Source organism: Asticcacaulis sp. W401b (assembly GCF_046503825.1).
GTDB lineage: Bacteria > Pseudomonadota > Alphaproteobacteria > Caulobacterales > Caulobacteraceae > Asticcacaulis.
Genome location: NZ_JBKFEE010000002.1, coordinates 325,938 through 341,059 on the forward strand (window position 1 = coordinate 325,938; position 15,122 = coordinate 341,059).

Below are 15,122 nucleotides of genomic sequence, written 5' to 3' on the forward strand. Positions count from 1 at the left end.
GCCTTCGCGGGCGCAAAAAACACCCCCCTGACCATGCGCTATGTTGACACAGGGACGTCAGGGTCTAAAAAGCCCCCGAAGACGCGGAAACTTAACCTTTTCCGTGCATCCACAAGTGGGGCCTGCGCGTACAAGCCTCGCATTGCACACACCGGGTATATCAGGGCCACGCAAGCACATGTCAAAGCCTCCGTCCACCGAAGCGGCCTATCGTCCGCTCTCTCCGCACCTTCAGGTGTGGAAATTCCACATCACCATGTTCACCTCGATCCTGCACCGGGCGACCGGCATTGCCTCGGTCGTGGGCGCGGTCATGGTCGCGGCGTGGCTTCTGGCCATCGGCCTGACGGCATCGGGCCTCTGCCCTGAGGCCTACACGCTGTTCCTGTCGTTTGCGGCGTCGCCCTTCGGCCTGTTCGTGTGGTTCGGCCTGACGCTGGCGGGCTTTATCCACCTGACAGGTGGTCTGCGCCACCTGATCTGGGACATGGGTCTGGGCTTCAGGATTTCGTCGGCCAATGCGCTGGCCTGGTGGTCACTGCTGGGCGGTATTGCCCTGACGCTGGCCTTCTGGGCCGTTCTGTTCGCTACGGGCAAGGTGGTGCTGTGATGGTTGACTCCTATCTGAAACAACGCTCGGCCAAGGACTGGAAAAAGTCCGAAAAGCACGGCGCGGGTGAATGGCTGGCGGAACGCTGGACCTCGGTCGCCCTGCTTTTCCTGACCCTGTGGGCTGCCTGGAGCGCTTTCGGTCTGGCCAATCAGGGCTATGAGGCGGCGCTGGCCTTCGTAAAGGTGCCGCTCAATGCCGGGCTTCTGGCCGCGACCTTCGTGATCACCATGTGGCACACCTATATGGGCCTGAACGCCAATGTTCTGGACTACTTCCCGAACTCACGCGCGCTGCGCCTTCTCAACCTCCTCTTCTGTCTGGCTGTTCTCGCTGTGGCGCTGGGCGGCATCTATCTGGCTTTTAAGGCGTAACCCATGACCTACAAGATCATTGAACACGAATATGACGTGGTGGTCGTAGGGGCCGGTGGCGCAGGCCTTCGCGCCGCTCTGGGCTGCGGTCAGTCGGGCCTCAAGACGGCCTGTATCACCAAGGTCTTCCCGACCCGCTCGCACACGGTTGCTGCGCAAGGTGGCGTCGCCGCTTCGCTCGGCAATATGGGCGAAGACAAGTGGCAGTGGCACATGTACGACACCGTCAAGGGGTCGGACTGGCTGGGCGATCAGGACGCCATCGAATACCTCGTCCGCAACGCGCCGGACGCCGTCTATGAGCTGGAACACTGGGGCGTGCCCTTCTCGCGTACCGAAGACGGCAAGATCTATCAGCGTCCGTTCGGCGGCATGACCAAGAATTTCGGCGAGGGCCCGGTGCAGCGCACCTGCGCCGCTGCCGACCGAACCGGTCACGCCATGCTGCACACTCTGTATGGTCAGTCGCTGAAAGAAGACGTTGAATTTTTCATCGAATATTTCGCGCTCGACCTGATCATGGATGACGGCGTCTGCCGTGGCGTCACCTGCTGGAAGCTGGACGACGGCACCATCCACGTCTTCCGCGCGCACCTGGTCATCCTCGCCACTGGCGGCTATGGCCGCGCCTACTTCTCGGCGACTTCGGCCCATACCTGCACCGGCGACGGTGGTGGCATGGTGTTGCGCGCCGGCCTGCCGTTGCAAGACCTTGAGTTCGTGCAGTTCCACCCGACCGGCATCTACGGTTCGGGCTGTCTGATCACCGAAGGCGCGCGGGGCGAAGGCGGTTACCTGACCAATTCGGCGGGCGAACGCTTCATGGAACGCTACGCCCCTTCGGCCAAGGACCTCGCTTCGCGCGACGTCGTTTCGCGCTCCATGACCATGGAAATCCGTGAAGGCCGCGGTGTTGGCCCGCACAAGGACCACATCTTCCTGCACCTCGACCACCTGCCGCCCGACCTGCTGCACAAGCGCCTGCCGGGTATCTCGGAATCGGCGAAAATCTTTGCCGGCGTCGATGTGACCAAGGAGCCGATCCCGGTCATCCCGACCGTCCACTACAATATGGGCGGCATTCCGACCAACTATCACGGCGAAGTCGTGACGCTTAAGGACGGCAACCCGGACGCCGTGGTCCCCGGCCTGATGGCTGTCGGCGAAGCGGCCTGCGTCTCGGTGCACGGGGCCAACCGCCTCGGCTCCAACTCGCTGATCGACCTCGTGGTGTTTGGCCGCGCGGCGGGCAAGCGCGCACCGGAACTGGTCAAGGCCGGTACGCCGCACAAGGACATCGGCAAGTCGGCGGTCGAAGCGCACCTGTCGCGTCTCGACAAGTTCCGCAACGCCAATGGTCAGGCCCCGACCGCCGATCTGCGCCTCAAAATGCAGCGCGCCATGCAGGAAGACGCTGCCGTCTTCCGCACCGGTGAGACGCTGGAACAGGGCGTGCGTCGTCTGGACGAAATCTTCAAGGCGTCCAAAGACATCGGCATCAAGGATCGCGGCATGATCTGGAACACCGATCTGCTCGAAGCCCTCGAATACGACAACCTGATCGCTCAGGCCGTCATCACCGTCAATTCGGCGCTGAACCGTAAGGAATCGCGCGGCGCGCACGCCCGTGAGGACTACCCGAACCGTGATGACGAAAACTGGATGAAGCACACCCTGATGTGGCTCGACACCGAAACGGGTCAGGTCACCACGGATTATCGTCCGGTCCACACCTACACGATGACCAACGAAATCGCCTATATCGCGCCCAAGGCGCGGGTCTATTAAGGGGAGAATGGAACATGGTTGAACTGGCTCTCCCCAAGCGCTCTCAGATCAAGAACGGCAAGCGTTACAAGGCGCCGTCGGGCTCGAAGAATGTACGCGTGTACAAGATCTACCGCTTCGATCCGGATTCGGGCGAAAACCCGCGCTGGGACAAGTATGAGGTCGATGCCAAGGCGCACGGGCCGATGGTGCTCGACGCCCTCATCTACATCAAGAACAATGTCGATTCGACGCTGAGCTTCCGTCGCTCGTGCCGCGAAGGTATCTGCGGTTCGTGCGCCATGAATATCGGTGGCCGCAACACCCTGGCCTGTACCAAGGGCCATGAGGAATATAACGGCGAAATCACCATTTCGCCGCTGCCGCACATGCCGGTGGTCAAGGACCTCGTGCCGGACCTGTCGGGCTTCTATGCGCAATACGCCTCGATCGAGCCGTACCTGCAATCGACGACGCCCGACCCGGACAAGGAGCGCCTGCAAAGCCCGGCCAACCGCGACAAGCTGGATGGGCTCTATGAGTGCATCCTGTGCGCCTGCTGCTCGACCTCCTGCCCCAGCTACTGGTGGAATCAGGACAAGTATCTGGGCCCGGCGGCCCTGCTTCAGGCCTATCGCTGGATCGCCGACTCGCGCGACGATCACACCAAGAAGCGTCTGGAATCGCTGGAAGACCCCTTCAAGCTGTACCGCTGCCACACCATCATGAACTGTGCGCAGGTCTGCCCCAAGGGCCTCAATCCGGCCAAGGCCATCGCTGAAATCAAGAAGATGATGCCGACGAAGTAATCATGGGGGAAACAGCGTTTCCCCCATGTGCCCCTTCCTATATCGAAAAAATTTGCTAGAGACGGCTCGTCGCAAATTTTTGCTTTCTATTTCGAGAGCCGAGGCTTTTGCTTCGGCTCTCGGGTTTAGTTTGGTCGCGATGTTTTTGCGAAAAACCGATTACACTTTTTCGCACATCGCTCTGTGCATTTGAAATGGCCCCCTATGCCCAAGATCACCTATATCGAATCCAACGGCAAAACCCACGAGATCGAGGTCAAGACTGGCAACTCGGTCATGGAAGGGGCGATCAAGCACAATATTCCCGGTATCGACGCTGACTGCGGCGGAGCCTGTGCCTGCGCCACCTGCCACGTCTATGTCGATCCGCAGTGGTTTGACAAAACCGGCGGCCCGTCGGTGATGGAAGAATCCATGCTCGACTTCGCGCAGGATGTTGAGCCGACCTCGCGCCTGTCGTGTCAGATCCGCGTCACCGAGGCGCTGGACGGCTTGATCGTGCGCCTGCCCGAAAGCCAGCACTGATTTTCCGGTCAGAGTAAAATTGGCCACGAAAAACACGAAAAGACACAAAAATCAGAGCGCTTGAAGTATAAGCGTCCCAAGGGCATGACGTATACTCACCTTCGTGAGTGAGGTATCCTCCGTGTGCTTCTCAGCGAAGACCTTTCGTGATTTTCGTAGCCAAATCCATGACACCAGCGCTCAAACTCTGGCTCGATGCCCTTAAGCCCAAACCGCTGCCGGTTTCGGGGCTGGAGCGGATGCGCAGCGGTCTGGGGGCGTGTCTCGGCATCGGTTTCACTGCCCTGATCAGCCTGCTGATCGCCACGCCGCTGGGCCTGTCGCCGTGGCTGGTGGCCCCGCTTGGGGCTTCGGCCGTGCTGGTTTTTGCGGTGCCGGCCTCACCTCTGGCGCAACCGTGGTCGGTTATCGGTGGCAATACGGTGTCGGCGATCATCGGTCTGATCTGCGCCCATATGATCCCCGATCCGGTGATCGCGGCCTCATTGGCTGTGTCCTTGGCGATCCTCGCCATGTTTGCCACGCGCAGCCTGCACCCGCCCGGCGGGGCCATGGCCTTGCTGGTCGTACTCACCCACACGACCAGCCCGTGGTTCGCCCTGTTCCCCGCCTTCACCAATTCGCTGTTGTTGGTCAGCGCCGGGATTGTCTTCAACACCCTCACCCGCCGCAACTATCCGCACATCGTGGCACCGGCTCTGAAGACCGAGGACAACAGCCTCAAGCGCGTCAGCGCCGAAGACATCGCGGCCGCCCTGAGCCAGATGGACACGCTGATCGACATCGCGCCCGATGATCTGGAAAAGCTGCTGGCCCTGTCCGAACGCCATGCGTATCAGCGGCTGATGGACCATATCCGGGCCAAAGACATCATGACGCTAAATCCTATTCATGTGGAATTTGGCACGCCTCTGGAAGACACCTGGGCCTTGATTCAGAAACACAGGCTGAAATTGCTGCCGGTGACGGACAAGGCCGGGCGGGTCATCGGCGTCATTACAGCGGACGATATGCTGCGTCAGGCGGGCGGCGCACCTGCCGACATGCGTGAAAATCTCAAGGCCCTCGTCAAACGCACCCCGTCGCCCTATTCCTCAAAGCCGGAGGTCGCCGGGCAACTAATGTCCGGCGATTTCAAGACCGCCGACCACGGGGCGGATGTCGCCACTCTGGTGCCCCTGTTTGCCGATACGGGCCTGCATCATCTGCTGGTACTGGACGACACCCGGCGTCTGTGCGGCATCATCAGCGCATCGGACCTGATGCGCGCCGTTTATCACGTTCAGAAAGACGCCGCCTGAAAAACGCCGTAATCTGCGCGGATATGAACATTGTTCAAATTTAACGGAGCGGATTCATGGACGACTTTCCCACCCCGACCCCTAGGCCGCAGAAAGGCCGATCCAAGGGCACAAAATTCCTTGTGGTCTGCGCGCTCGCGGTGCTGATGGCCATTCCGGCCCTGCTGGTGTTTGCGCTGTTGATGGAGCGCACCAACCGGGCCGAAGGCGTGGCGCGCGAAATCGGCGACCAGATGGGTGGCGAACAGGTCTTTCTCGGCCCGGTGATCCAGATTCCCTATGTCATCCCAACGCGAACCTCCACCGATGAAAAGGGCAATCGCGTCGTGCTGGCGCAGGAAAGCGGCAATCTGATTGTCTTTCCGCAAACGGGTAAGGCCAATGCCGCCACCAAAAGCGACGTGCGTTCGCGCTCCATCTTCCGCGTGCCGGTCTATACGGCGGACCTGAGCTTCGATGCCGCCTTCGACCTGAAAGACGTGCAGGCCGCCCGGCCCGGCGCGGTGCTGATGTGGGATAAGGCGCAACTGGTCACCGGGGCCACGGATTCCCGCGGCGCGCGCAAGGACATCGTGGCGCAGATCAACGGCGCGTCGGTTATGCTGGCGCCCTCCGGGCCCGGCGTCACGGGGTTCAGCCCCGACGGCACCGATTTCGACTTGTTTGCCGCCCCGCTGAGCCTGAGCGATACTGCAACGCCGCTCAATATCAAGGTGGGCATGACCTTCACCGGCACGCGCAAGCTGGGCATCCTCGCCTACGGCAAGTCGTCGGAAGCCACCATTACCGGCGACTGGAAATACCCCTCCTTTGGCGGTGGCTTCCTGCCCGCGACGCGGCAAACCGATGAGGCGGCGCGCCAGGGCGGTTTCAGCGCCCAATGGTCGGTGCCGTTTATCGCACGGGGCCTGCCCGCGGTCATCGACCAGAGCCAGATGATGACGCTCGGTAAATCCGAACTGTCGGTGACCTTTGTCGAGCCAACCAACCCGTATCAGAGCGTCGGCCGCTCGCTGAAATACGCCCTGCTGTTCGTGGGTCTTGTCTTCCTGACCTACTTCCTGTTTGAAAGCACCTCTAAGAAGGAGCTGCACCCGGCGCAGTATATTCTGGTTGGGCTGGCGCAGATCACCTTCTACCTGCTGCTGTTGTCTTTTGCCGAACGGATCGGCTTTGACGCGGCCTTTGTGGTGGCGGCCGGGGCAACCGTGACGCTGATCGCCGGCTATGCGGGGCTGATCTTCCATTCCCGCTGGCGCTTTATGGCAGCCTTTGCCGTGTTTAGCGCGCTCTATGCCCTGATCTACGTGCTGATGCGCATGGAAGACTACGCGCTGCTGGTGGGCGCCTGCTCGGCCTTCCTCGTCATCGCTGCCGTGATGGTGCTGACGCGCAATATCAACTGGTACGGCAACCGGGCCGAGGGGGAGTAAGGCTCATGGTGCCTCCCGGATTTTAAAGCGATGTGCGGAAAAGTGTGAGCGGTTTTCCGAAAAAACATCGCTACAAAACAAAAACTTAGAGCGAAATGGCGATTCCTCTTAAAGTCATTTCGCTCTAGGGGAGGCACTTTCCAATTACGCCATGCCCAGAATGCGCCGGGCCTGCGCTAGGGTCTCAGCCGTCAGGCCCAGAGGATTGGGTTCTTCGGCTGGGGTTTCCGGCGCTTTTTCCGGCTCCGCTTCGGCTGCGGTGACGACTGGGGCCGCAGGGGTTTCAAGCAGGGGGGCGGGCGTGGCCACAACCACCGGGGCAATCTCAGGCGCAGGTGCCGGCGTTTGCATCACCGCTGCCTTCGCCTCGTTGCTTTCAAAACCGACGCCCATCTGATGCGGCAGGTGCAGGGCAAAGGTGGCGCCGCTTTGTGGCTCGGATTCCAGTGTGATCCAGCCGTCGTGCAGTTCGACCAGCGCCTTGACCAAGGCCAGCCCCAGACCTGGCCCGCCGCGCTCGCGCCCGACGAAGCGGTCAAAGATGTGCGCCTGCGTGTGGTAGGGGATGCCGCGGCCCGTATAGCCGATCTCCAGCGTCAGGGTGTCGCCTTCCTTACGGCTGCGGATGGTGATCTGCCCTTCCTGCGCGGCGTTGCGCAAGGCGTAGTCCAGCAGGTGATCCAGTACCTGCCCCAGACGCTGCTGATCGGCGCGTATCAGGGCGCGGGTGTCGAGCCCCACATAGTCGAAGCGGATGCCCTTGGCGCTGAGCGTGTCGGCCTGACGGCCCAGAGCGGCGGCCACGGTGCGCGACAGGTTGAAATCTGACGGCGACAGCGACATTTCACCGGCGTCGATCTGGGCCATGTCGAGCACGTCGTCGATGGAGCGCGCCAGTTCCTGCGACGCGGCCTGAATGGCATTGAGGAAGCCCCGGCGGCGGATTTCGGCGGGGTCAGCCTCGGCGGCATTGGCCTGCCGTTGCAGCAGGTCGGCATAGCCGACAATGGTGGTCAGGGGCGTGCGCAGTTCATAGGAGACGTTGGCGACGAAATCGCGCTTCAGCCGCACCGACTCGGTCAGGGCCACTTCGCGTTGTTCGATGGCTTCTTCCAGCGCGCGGCGGTCGGTAATGTCGCTGAACGCCACCAGAGTCGCCCCGTCGGGCAGGGGCTGCGTCCGCCACTGCGCCAGACGCCCGTCGGAGGTGCGTACTTCACCCAACTGCGGCGCGCGGGCCAGCGGGTCGATATCGGTGACGCGCGCTTTCAGTTCGGCCCAGAAGCCGCGATCATGCACCAGCGGCAGACACAGGGCCGTCAACTGCCCGAAGTCGGAATTGAGCGCCAGTTCGTCGGGCGACAGGTTCCAGAAGGCATCAAACGCCGCATTGCGCAGACGCAGACGACCATCCGAGCCAAACACCGACACAGCATCGGTCAGTTGATCCAGCGTGGCGCGCTGCACCTGTATCAGCGAATTGAACTGCGCCTTGAGCGTCAGCTCCCCGGTCTTGTCCGAGAACAGCAGCAACAGCCCGCCCAGCGGGTGCGGCTGACGCACAACGCGCAGCGACCGGCCATTGGGCAGCGACCACATCTCGTCTGGTGCGGCCTCGCTCAGACCGTAAAATTCCAGCTCTTGCGCCTTCCACGTCACGAAGTCCGAGGTTTCGGGCAGCTTACGCTTTTGCCGCAGCCGGTCGAGCAACTCGCCGTGCGTCGGACGCTCGGCCAGCCACGCCGGCTCCAGATCCCACAGGGTTTCAAAGGCGCGGTTATGGAAGGTCAGGCGCTTTTCCGGGCCGAAAATGGCCACGGCGTCTTCGAGGTGATCCAGCGTGTCGTCATGCGCCTTAGCATGGCGTTTGAGCGCCTCACGACTCTCTTCGGATTCGGTGACGTCAAGGGCATAAGCGCAGACATAGGCGTCGCCCAGAGGCTCGGCCACCACCTGAAAAGCGCGGCGCTGGCCGTGGATGGTCAGCCAGCGGAAACCTTCGCGGCGCATGTGCTGCTCGGCGGCTTCGACCACCAGCGCCTCGGCAGAGCGGTCTAGCCCCAGTTGTTCGGCGCGCGCCTGCTCGACATTTTCCGCATCGACGGCTTTCAACCAGGCGGCATTGGCCCACACCAGTTGTCCGTCGCGCACCACCCAGCACGGCGCGGGGATCAGGTCCGCCATACGGGCAAACGGGCCAGACGACAGGGATGTATGCTCGCTGGCAATCGCCAGACGCACCCACGCCGTCGCGCCTGTGGCCCGCCCTTCGACCAGCAGGGTCAGCCCGGCGGTCTTGGCTCCGACGAGGCTGCGCGGGGCTTCGGTAAACACTTCAAAGCGGCAGGGGCGGCCTTCGGCGATCAGGCGTTTCAGGGCCTCGGCGGCTTCCTTGGATGACCCGGCCAGTCCTTCAATGACGCGCGGCGCGACCTCTTCGGAAAAGGGGATGCGGAAGGCGTCGGCGATGGTTTTCAACGTTTCATCGCCCCAGACGAGGCGCACGGTTTCGCCTTCGATGGCGACAAAGGCCTCATCAAAGGCCAGTGTGGCGGCGTCCAGTTCGCCCAGCACTGTGTGCTGTACGTCAAGGCGGGATTTGTAGCCTTCGCTGAGCTTCGTCAGGCGCGCCTTAAGACGCCAGGCCAGAACCGTGGTCGAAAAGGCCAGCGCAGTCGCGCCAGCAGCGGCGGCAAAGGCAATGGTGGCAACGGTCATACGGCGGCCCGGATCGAATCACTGAAAGGCCCATACTAATGCAAAGCGATTCGCCTCCCAAATGAATATGGTAACTCGGAGTCAAGTAAGTTTTAGCGCCCGCGCGTAGATATAGGAGGCGACGACCACAATCAGGGCCGACCCGATCCCGGCGCTCAGAAAGACCCAGTGCAGATAAGCCGTTGGCATCATCAGCGCCGCGCCGAGCATGATCACGCCCGCCAGCATCATCACCGGTCCGGCCAGTCGATGCGTCTTGTGCCACACCCGCTCGTCTGAAAGGGTCCACGGTGTGCGCACCCCCACCAGATAGTTACGCTGCGCCTTGGGCATGAAATTGCCGATCAGGATAAACAGCAGGCCCGGTCCCAGCAGCAGGGGTTGCACGGACAAGGCCCAACCGAGCGCGTGGCCGACGATAAACAGATGCCCGAACGCCAGAAGCGCCACAGTGCCGATCCAGCTTACGGCATAGACCGAAGCCGAGCGTTCCAGCTTACCCGATTTGGGCTGCATATAGGGCAGGACCCACAGCAGCAGCGTAATGGCGGCCAGTGTCAACGGCATAACCATCAGCGCCTGATCCCGCGGCATAAAGCCAATAGCGGTGCCTGAAAGGTCGAAGTGTGTGCCCACCGGACCTTCCGGAATCTGCGGCCGCGCCCACAGGCTCAGGCCCGTGGTGACCGCGATCATCAGCAGGCTGAACAGTTTGGAAACCGGCCATTTTGCGTCTTGGGTCATGCCTTGTCCTCCGTGGCGCGCGGCAGAGGTGCCGGGGCGTCCTGACCGATGCGAAAGGCGCTCATCAGCGACATCACTGCCTCTTCGAGTACCGACAGGTTGAGACGGTAGATCAGGGTCGTGCCTTGCCGCGTCACATCGACCAATCCAGCGGCTTTCAGCGTCGCCAGATGCCCCGACAGGGTCGGTTTGGACACGCTGACCCGCTCGGCAATCTCGCCGGCGCTCATCTCGCGTTCGCGCAGCATTTCAAGGATGTGCCGCCGCGTCGGGTCGCTCAGGGATTTATAGACTTCGGACATAAACGCCTCTTGATTTGTTATTTTGGCAAATACCAAATTATAAGAACACTGTCAAATACACATATAATCCCCTCACTGTGTATTCTTTTTGTTCCGGTCAGGCTTTTGTTAAGGGGCGCAAACCTATAGGATAGGGCCATGCCCGCTATAGCCTATCCCATCGCGCACAACGCGCTCGACGTCGTCCTCAACTGGGGTGGGGGCGGGCTTGTGGCGGCTGAGCGCGAACGCGCGGCGAAGGAAGCCTGCGGCAAGGACGTGACCTTTGTGCGTGAAACGCTCGATCCGGGCTTTCCGAGCGAGGAGGCGGCGCGGGCGCAGTATGAAACCCTGCTGAGCGAACCGTTTGCGACGCTGATCTGCACCTTTGAACGGGTTCAGAAGCCGCGCCGGGTTGAGCCGCAGATGCGCGATGGCCGCCGCTGGCCTAAGCCCGAAGCGGCTCCCGTGGCGCAATGGAAGCTGTGCGTCAGCTACTGGAAGATCGGGACGGTGCGCCCTGCGCCCAAACCCTCATCCGCCATTACCCCGCATCTTCAGGCGCGCGCCGTGCGTAAAAAGGCGCTGGATGTGCCGCTGACCCCTGAGGAGGTGCAGGCGCTGGCCCATGCGCCGCTGATGGCCTATCGCCCGCAAAAGGCGCTGGACATGGGCCTGTTCGAATTCGTCCTGCCGGAAAACCCCGATATCATAATCGCCGATGAGTAAGTTTTAGCCACGAAAAACACGAAAAGGCACGAAAAGGGGGGAAGCGTGCAGGAACTGCTTTTCAGAGACGAAGTCTTTGCTATTCAGGGTGCCGTTTTCGAAGTCAGCCGCCATATGGGCACAGGCTTTCTGGAAGCCGTTTATCAGGAGTGTCTGGCCAGAGAATTTGCCAGACGAGACATTCCTTTTACCGCCCAGAAAATACTGAACCTCGCCTATTAGGGCGAGGTTCTTACTCAGCATTATCAACCCGATTTTGTCTGTTACGATCAGATTATCGTAGAGCTGAAATGCGTTTCGGCGATTACCGATGCGCATCGGGCTCAAATACTTAATTACCTGAAAGCAACGGACTTACGACTGGGTTTGCTTGTAAATTTCGGCCGTCATCCCAAGGCGCAAATTGAACGATTTGCGTTCTGATTTCGAGCCTTTTCGTGTTTTTCGTGGCCAAACCTACTTCGGGGCTTTTTTGGCCAGAATGCGCTGTAAAGTCCGCCGGTGCATGTTCAGGCGGCGGGCGGTTTCCGAGACATTCTGATTGCACAGGGCATAGACGCGCTGAATATGCTCCCAGCGCACGCGGTCGGCCGACATCGGGTTTTCGGGCGGGGCCGGGGCGTGGTCTTCGACCGCCAGTAGCGCCTTAACGACGTCATCGGCATCAGCGGGTTTCGACAGATAATCCACCGCGCCCGACTTCACTGCAGCGACCGCCGTGGCGATATTGCCGTAGCCGGTCAGCATGATGGCGCGGGCATCGGGGCGCTTGGCGTGCAGGGCCTCGACCGCTTTCAGGCCATTGCCGTCTTCAAGGCGCATATCCATCACGCCAAAAGCCGGCGGGCTGGCCTCGATGACTTTCAAGGCTTCGGCCACGCTTTCGACCGCCGTGACGGTGAAGCCGCGGGATTCCAGGGCGCGGGCCAGACGCTGACGAAACGGCGCATCGTCGTCCAGCAGCAGCAGGGTGCGGTCGGTCAGGGCGGCGATCTTCTGCTCGATGGCGGTTTTCACATCATCCATAACAAGCTCCTTATTCTACGGGTCATTCTCAGGTGGTTAATCTCTGGATAGCGGTGCGATGTCACCGCCAAAATCTCGGGATACGATCACGTCTATCTGCTCGCGTCGCCACAGGGCGCGCACATAGGCGCCGCTGGTCTCGCGATTGCCGTAGGTGACGCTGGCCCCCGTATGCTCCAGCAGGGTCTTGGCGATAAAGAAGCCCAGACCCATGCCACCGTGCATAGATGTCTCCGGCCGCGAGTCGTGGCCGCGTGTCGAAATATAGGGGTCGCCGACGCGCGACAGGATGTCCGGCGCAAAGCCGGGACCATCGTCTTCGATAGACAGGGTGACATAGGCCTTGCGGATACGCACGCGGACCCAGACGGCGCTGCGCGCAAAATCGACGGCGTTTTCGACGAAGGCCCCCAAGGCATGCAGCCATTCCGGTCGGCGCTTGATCGACACATATTGTCCGGGGTCTTCGCCGTCGGGCACCTCGTCCATACTGATTTCGATATGGATGGCCTTGCCTTCGTTGCGGAAGGGCTGCACCGCCTCTTCGAAAAACACGCGCAGCGGCATCTGGTCGTGGACCTGATCGCGGGTTTCAGGGCGGCGGGCGAGGTTTTTGAGGATGTCGCGGCAGCGCTGGCTTTGCGAGACCAGAAGTTCGGCGTCTTCATAAAGCGCTGTGCCGGGCGTCAGGCTGCGCAGCATTTCACGCGCCACCACCTGAATGGTGCCTAAGGGCGTGCCCAGCTCATGCGCCGCCGCCGCTGCCAGTCCGCCCAGTGCCGACAGGCGGTGTTCCTTTTCCAGAACCGCCTGCGTCGCCGCCAGGGCCTGCGCCATGCGCTTGGATTCCAGCGCCGCCTGCCACGTATAGCCCGCTGTGAAGATGATGCCGATGATGATGGCGGCCAGAAAGCCCAGACGATAGATTTGCGGCAGGTGAAACGCCTGTCCTTCCGGCCAAGGCAGGGGCAGCGACCAGAAGGCCATGGCGCAGGTAGCCAGCACCGCCACCGCTACCACGCCGAAGCCGTAGCGCGTCGGCAGGTTGGCCGCCGCCACGGTCGCCGGCGCAATCAGCATCAGGCAGAAGGGGTTGTCTAGCCCGCCTGTCACGGCCAGCAGGGCCGCCAGTTGCACGCAGTCAAAGCTCAGTTGCAGGGCCGCGTCCCAGTCGTCGAGACGCTGCCGCCGGTCATTGAACATCAAAAGCAGGTTGAGCCACAGGCTGGCGGCAATCATGGCCAGACAGGGCCACAGGTTCAGTTCATGACCAAAACCCAGCGACACCACGGCGATCATTACGCTCTGGCCCAATATGGCCAGCCAGCGCAGACCGACCAGCGTGCGCAGCCTCAGGCCATCGGCTCCATGCGACAGGGGCACGGGCGAAAAGTCGGCCCAGGAAAAGGGCGTGCGATCTTTTGCCGCAGCCGGGGGCGCGGTGAAGGAAGTCAGGAAGCTGATAATCCGTTGGCGCACGTTGCGGGTTCGCCTATAGAACTTGCGGGTATGGCCCCTTTATGCGCCTTCGTGCCGCATGACTATGTGACACATTTGCGCATCTGAGACTGAGGATAGGCATAGGATGAATCGCACACGTCTGACAATCATTGCGGTATTGGTGATCGGCCTCGGCGCGCTGGCGGTCGCCATGTGGAGTTCGATGCTGGGGCAAAAGCCGGTGGCGAGCCGCACGATCGACTCGGCCTACAGCATCGGGGGGCCGTTCGCCCTGATGGATCAGTACGGCAAGCCGCAGACGGAAGCGATTTTGAAGGGCAAATGGACCGCGGTGTTTTTTGGCTTCACCTACTGCCCCGATATCTGCCCGCTGACCCTGCAATCGCTGGATCAGACGCGCAAAAAGCTGGGTAAGGACGGCGAAAACCTGCAATTCGTCTTCATCACGGTCGATCCGGAACGCGACACCCCCGAAGTGATGAAGGCCTATCTGGATTCCGGCGGCTTCCCGAAAGGGGTTATCGGCCTGACCGGCACACAGGAACAGATTGCGGCGGCCGCCCGCGCCTATCGCGCCACCTACAACAAGGTTGGCGAAGGCAAGGACTACACGATGAACCACACCTCGGTGGTCTATCTGATGAACCCGCGCGGCGAATTTGCCGAACCGCTGGCGCATGGCCTGCCGCCCGAAAAGGCTGCAGAGGTGATCCGGCAGGCGATGAAGGCGTACTGAGGCGTTTCTAGTCGTCCAGACCCAGCCCGTCCATGATCTGCTGGAGGCACCTTTCGATACGTGCGTCCCGCGTTTTCGACTGTTTGGCTGACGAAAAGTGCAGCAGGTAGGCGCGCTGACGCCCCGGTGTCAGGCGCTCGAACGCTTCTTTCAGGGCCGCGTCACCTTCAAGACGCGCGCGAAACTCATCGGGCATCGCAAAGGCGTCGGTCTTTTTGAAATCGACCTTCAATCCGGCCTGTTCCACCGCAATCGCGGCTTCGACATAGGCTTTCAGCGTGGCGGCCTTATCCGTGATCTGATCGACACCGGTAAAGCGAATCTGGCGCGCCGACTGCACATTTTCGGTCTGCTGGATCAATAGCCCCTGCGGATCGGGCATCAGCGCGCCCTTCATAAACAGCAGGGCGCAATAGTCCTTAAAGCCGTGCATCAGCACCACATTGGCTTTGCCCAGCGTGTAGCAGGGCTGCCCCCATTTCAGCTCTTCGCCCAGCGGGGCCTGACGCAGGATAGCGCGCAAGGCTTCAAACTCAGCGCGCCAGCGCTCGGCGCGCTGCATAAAGGCGTCCACCTTGGGGTTGGGTGCGCTGTCCATCCGCTGTGTC

At 61.4% G+C, this 15,122-nt stretch carries 15 protein-coding genes and 1 pseudogene; 10 read left to right on the forward strand and 6 right to left on the reverse strand.

The window, feature by feature from the left end:
- The first annotated feature begins 178 nt into the window (after positions 1-178).
- The 7 genes from sdhC to creD all read left to right on the forward strand — a co-directional run bounded on the left by sdhC (position 179) and on the right by creD (position 6,819).
- Complete coding sequence (sdhC, locus tag ACK8OE_RS06210) at positions 179-610, forward strand: succinate dehydrogenase, cytochrome b556 subunit (RefSeq protein ID WP_410271833.1); 432 nt, start codon at positions 179-181, stop codon at positions 608-610.
- A complete protein-coding gene (sdhD, locus tag ACK8OE_RS06215; RefSeq protein WP_410271834.1) occupies positions 610-984 on the forward strand; it encodes a succinate dehydrogenase, hydrophobic membrane anchor protein in 375 nt (124 codons plus the stop codon). Before sdhC ends, sdhD begins: the two co-directional genes overlap by 1 nt.
- Before the next feature lie 3 nt (positions 985-987).
- The gene (gene sdhA / locus ACK8OE_RS06220; protein WP_013477744.1) at positions 988-2,772 is read left to right on the forward strand and encodes a succinate dehydrogenase flavoprotein subunit; all 1,785 of its coding nucleotides are present in this window, start codon (positions 988-990) and stop codon (positions 2,770-2,772) included.
- A gap of 14 nt (positions 2,773-2,786) precedes the next feature.
- Entirely contained in the window at positions 2,787-3,560 is a 774-nt protein-coding gene (locus ACK8OE_RS06225) for a succinate dehydrogenase iron-sulfur subunit (RefSeq protein WP_410271835.1), read from the forward strand.
- Between the two features lie 204 nt (positions 3,561-3,764).
- Positions 3,765-4,085, forward strand: coding sequence for a 2Fe-2S iron-sulfur cluster-binding protein (locus ACK8OE_RS06230; protein ID WP_126421976.1), 321 nt, complete (start codon positions 3,765-3,767; stop codon positions 4,083-4,085).
- A 146-nt stretch (positions 4,086-4,231) separates the two neighbouring features.
- Positions 4,232-5,386, forward strand: coding sequence for an HPP family protein (locus ACK8OE_RS06235; protein ID WP_410271836.1), 1,155 nt, complete (start codon positions 4,232-4,234; stop codon positions 5,384-5,386).
- 56 nt (positions 5,387-5,442) lie between these two features.
- Complete coding sequence (creD, locus tag ACK8OE_RS06240; RefSeq protein WP_410271837.1) at positions 5,443-6,819, forward strand: cell envelope integrity protein CreD; 1,377 nt, start codon at positions 5,443-5,445, stop codon at positions 6,817-6,819.
- A 144-nt stretch (positions 6,820-6,963) separates the two neighbouring features.
- Here creD and ACK8OE_RS06245 read toward each other — a convergent pair whose 3' ends face one another.
- From ACK8OE_RS06245 to ACK8OE_RS06255, 3 genes are all read right to left on the reverse strand, one after another.
- Complete coding sequence (locus ACK8OE_RS06245) at positions 6,964-9,537, reverse strand: ATP-binding protein (protein ID WP_410271838.1); 2,574 nt, start codon at positions 9,535-9,537, stop codon at positions 6,964-6,966.
- A gap of 81 nt (positions 9,538-9,618) precedes the next feature.
- On the reverse strand, positions 9,619-10,281 hold the full coding sequence (locus ACK8OE_RS06250) for an SdpI family protein (protein WP_410271839.1): 663 nt from the start codon (positions 10,279-10,281) through the stop codon (positions 9,619-9,621).
- Positions 10,278-10,583 carry an autorepressor SdpR family transcription factor gene (locus ACK8OE_RS06255; protein ID WP_410271840.1) on the reverse strand — a complete coding sequence of 102 codons (306 nt, stop codon included), beginning with the start codon at positions 10,581-10,583 and terminating at the stop codon, positions 10,278-10,280. Before ACK8OE_RS06255 ends, ACK8OE_RS06250 begins: the two co-directional genes overlap by 4 nt.
- 138 nt (positions 10,584-10,721) lie before the next feature.
- Here ACK8OE_RS06255 and ACK8OE_RS06260 point away from each other — a divergent pair, with 138 nt between their 5' ends.
- The gene (locus ACK8OE_RS06260; RefSeq protein ID WP_410271841.1) at positions 10,722-11,291 is read left to right on the forward strand and encodes a hypothetical protein; all 570 of its coding nucleotides are present in this window, start codon (positions 10,722-10,724) and stop codon (positions 11,289-11,291) included.
- 45 nt (positions 11,292-11,336) lie between these two features.
- Positions 11,337-11,714 (forward strand): annotated as a pseudogene (locus ACK8OE_RS06265) (GxxExxY protein).
- A 33-nt stretch (positions 11,715-11,747) separates the two neighbouring features.
- Here ACK8OE_RS06265 and ACK8OE_RS06270 read toward each other — a convergent pair.
- Both ACK8OE_RS06270 and ACK8OE_RS06275 read right to left on the reverse strand, forming a co-directional pair.
- Positions 11,748-12,317, reverse strand: a complete 570-nt coding sequence (locus tag ACK8OE_RS06270) for an ActR/PrrA/RegA family redox response regulator transcription factor (RefSeq protein ID WP_126421925.1) — start codon at positions 12,315-12,317, stop codon at positions 11,748-11,750.
- A 36-nt stretch (positions 12,318-12,353) separates the two neighbouring features.
- Entirely contained in the window at positions 12,354-13,796 is a 1,443-nt protein-coding gene (locus tag ACK8OE_RS06275; protein ID WP_410271842.1) for an ActS/PrrB/RegB family redox-sensitive histidine kinase, read from the reverse strand.
- A gap of 106 nt (positions 13,797-13,902) precedes the next feature.
- Between ACK8OE_RS06275 and ACK8OE_RS06280 the strand changes: the two genes are divergently transcribed.
- Positions 13,903-14,514, forward strand: coding sequence for an SCO family protein (locus ACK8OE_RS06280; protein WP_410271843.1), 612 nt, complete (start codon positions 13,903-13,905; stop codon positions 14,512-14,514).
- Between the two features lie 7 nt (positions 14,515-14,521).
- Here the strand turns inward: ACK8OE_RS06280 and ACK8OE_RS06285 are convergent, their stop codons facing one another.
- On the reverse strand, positions 14,522-15,112 hold the full coding sequence (locus tag ACK8OE_RS06285) for a YdeI/OmpD-associated family protein (protein ID WP_410271844.1): 591 nt from the start codon (positions 15,110-15,112) through the stop codon (positions 14,522-14,524).
- Positions 15,113-15,122: the final 10 nt, after the last annotated feature.

Coding starts and splice junctions, on each gene's coding strand:
- ACK8OE_RS06245 (WP_410271838.1), bottom strand. CDS start 9,537: ATGACCGTTGCCACCATTGCCTTTGCCGCCGCTGCTGGCGCGACTGCG.
- ACK8OE_RS06230 (WP_126421976.1), top strand. CDS start 3,765: ATGCCCAAGATCACCTATATCGAATCCAACGGCAAAACCCACGAGATC.
- sdhC (WP_410271833.1), top strand. CDS start 179: ATGTCAAAGCCTCCGTCCACCGAAGCGGCCTATCGTCCGCTCTCTCCG.
- ACK8OE_RS06260 (WP_410271841.1), top strand. CDS start 10,722: ATGCCCGCTATAGCCTATCCCATCGCGCACAACGCGCTCGACGTCGTC.
- ACK8OE_RS06255 (WP_410271840.1), bottom strand. CDS start 10,583: ATGTCCGAAGTCTATAAATCCCTGAGCGACCCGACGCGGCGGCACATC.
- ACK8OE_RS06280 (WP_410271843.1), top strand. CDS start 13,903: ATGAATCGCACACGTCTGACAATCATTGCGGTATTGGTGATCGGCCTC.
- ACK8OE_RS06250 (WP_410271839.1), bottom strand. CDS start 10,281: ATGACCCAAGACGCAAAATGGCCGGTTTCCAAACTGTTCAGCCTGCTG.
- ACK8OE_RS06270 (WP_126421925.1), bottom strand. CDS start 12,317: ATGGATGATGTGAAAACCGCCATCGAGCAGAAGATCGCCGCCCTGACC.
- sdhA (WP_013477744.1), top strand. CDS start 988: ATGACCTACAAGATCATTGAACACGAATATGACGTGGTGGTCGTAGGG.
- creD (WP_410271837.1), top strand. CDS start 5,443: ATGGACGACTTTCCCACCCCGACCCCTAGGCCGCAGAAAGGCCGATCC.
- sdhD (WP_410271834.1), top strand. CDS start 610: ATGGTTGACTCCTATCTGAAACAACGCTCGGCCAAGGACTGGAAAAAG.
- ACK8OE_RS06225 (WP_410271835.1), top strand. CDS start 2,787: ATGGTTGAACTGGCTCTCCCCAAGCGCTCTCAGATCAAGAACGGCAAG.
- ACK8OE_RS06285 (WP_410271844.1), bottom strand. CDS start 15,112: ATGGACAGCGCACCCAACCCCAAGGTGGACGCCTTTATGCAGCGCGCC.